This window comes from Shewanella sp. 11B5, from assembly GCF_002836795.1.
Classification (GTDB): domain Bacteria; phylum Pseudomonadota; class Gammaproteobacteria; order Enterobacterales; family Shewanellaceae; genus Shewanella; species Shewanella frigidimarina.
Genome location: NZ_PJAP01000731.1, coordinates 1 through 1,893, shown reverse-complemented (window position 1 = coordinate 1,893; position 1,893 = coordinate 1). Strand labels below are relative to the sequence as shown.

Genomic DNA, 1,893 nt, shown 5'->3' with positions numbered 1-1,893 from the left:
GAACGTGTAAATCACCACAAGCGTGCAATGCTATAGCATGTTGGTCAATTAACAATAGCGGTTTACTTGAGTCGATTGGCGCAAAAGCATCAGCACAAATAAAAGTTTGTGGTAATTGCCATTGCTTAGCAAAAATCTGGCCTTGTGTGCATAAGCCCGCTTGCCACTCAATACTGGTTACCTCAACGTTTTGCTGCTTAGCCACCAAACGGCCCAAATGCCCTTTGCCTGCACACCACTCTAAGATAGGTAATCGAGGCAGTTGAGGGTGATATTGCGGATCAACTTGCTCCGTAAATGCGGTAATTTGTTGCCACTTACGACCTTTAATATGAGCACTGAAATGGGCTAAATCGCTAATTGGATGGTCATTACTCAGCTGTTCAGTGTCTTGCATCGCTTGAGTATCGTCACGGTTAATCGCACTTGTAGGCAAAGTGATGGCTAACAAGCTTAATTGGTTAATCAGTTGATCTTTGTCTGGGAACTGACTTTGCTGTATGTCTACTATCAAACTTGGTAATAATGCATCAACAAGATGTTGTTGATCAGCATCGAGGTTATCTATTTCAGCGTCATCAAGTTGCCACACGGTTTGGGCTAAATGTGGAAACTCATGCTGCCAGGGTAAGTGGTCACACTCAAATGCAACTAGCTGCCACAAGGGTTTTAGGGCACCAAGAAGCGAATCAATGGCATTAAAGGTCTGTTGATATTTGATTACTGACATATTGAGACTTGTAGTTAACCTTAGCCGATTGAAATGATAGGATGCGAGTCATTAAATCGCCGGACTGGAATTGTAAACTATGCACTCACCTTGTGTCGCCCGTTGTGGCCTAAATGCTGACGATTATTGTATGGGCTGTTTTCGTCACATTGATGAAATTGTGATTTGGTCACAAGCAAGTGATGAACAAAAAAAACAGATTTGCGATAAATTAGCCGATAGAAAACAACAATTTTCAGGTGACGGTAACAGTCAAACATTGTCGAGAGCAAAGTGGTTGGAAGCTGAAAAGCGAATCAAGCGATAACGTTGAGATAAAATGTGATAACGAGCGGTAACAAGCGATTACAAGCGGTAACAAACCTAGATGCTAGGGCGGACTGCGTCCAGCTAGTGCGCTTCGCTTCTATAACAACGGTAAAACATCAAGCAGATCCCTGCTCAGAAGTATTTCCATGATGGGACCTAGCCCTAAGCTTGTATCTTTTGAATTTGATTTTATAGCATCTCGCCGCGAAGCGACCTAGCTCCTAGGCTTTTATCGCTTGTCATCGATTTTTATCGCTCTTACCAGCTTTTGACATTACCTGTATAGCATCTCGCCGCGAAGCGACCTAGCTCCTAGGCTTTTATCGCTTGTCATCGCCTGTTATCGATTTTTATCGTTCTTACTAGCTTTTGACTTTGCCTGTATAGCATCTCGCCGCAAAGCGACCTAGTTCCTAGGCGGTTTCCCGCTTGTCATCGCCTGTTATCGATATTTATCGTTCTTACTAGCTTTTGACTTTGCCTGTATAGCATCTCGCCGCGAAGCGACCTAGCTCCTAGGCTTTTATCGCTTGTCATCGCTCTTAACCGCTTTTACCGTCTCAGCTCTACTTCTTCATCATCGCTTTTAAGTCTGCGAATGGATTGAAAGTGGCAGCATCTTGCTTGGCTTCTTTGGTGCTACCGTAACGAATCAACTCTTCAAAGCGTGAATGTTCATTGTCGTGACAGTACAGGCACAACAACTCCCAATTAGTACCATCTGACGGATTATTATCATGATTATGGTCACGATGATGCACAGTTAATTCAGATAAATTTTTATGAGTAAACTCTCTGGTACAACGCCCACATACCCAAGGGTAGAGCTTTAGCGCTTGCTCACGATATCCTTT

At 43.4% G+C, this 1,893-nt stretch carries 3 protein-coding genes; 1 reads left to right on the top strand and 2 read right to left on the bottom strand.

What is annotated here, in order from left to right:
• Nucleotides 1–730 (bottom strand): methyltransferase (locus CXF78_RS15825; RefSeq protein WP_145991498.1); only part of this gene is annotated, 730 nt, incomplete at its 3' end.
• 79 nt (nt 731–809) lie between these two features.
• Between CXF78_RS15825 and CXF78_RS15820 the strand changes: the two genes are divergently transcribed.
• Nucleotides 810–1,037 carry a DUF1289 domain-containing protein gene (locus tag CXF78_RS15820; protein ID WP_102037323.1) on the top strand — a complete coding sequence of 76 codons (228 nt, stop codon included), beginning with the start codon at nt 810–812 and terminating at the stop codon, nt 1,035–1,037.
• A 568-nt stretch (nt 1,038–1,605) separates the two neighbouring features.
• Here CXF78_RS15820 and CXF78_RS15815 read toward each other — a convergent pair.
• A partial coding sequence (locus CXF78_RS15815; protein ID WP_102037322.1) for a YajD family HNH nuclease occupies nt 1,606–1,893 on the bottom strand: 288 nt, incomplete at its 5' end.

Coding starts and splice junctions, on each gene's coding strand:
- CXF78_RS15820 (WP_102037323.1), top strand. CDS start 810: ATGCACTCACCTTGTGTCGCCCGTTGTGGCCTAAATGCTGACGATTAT.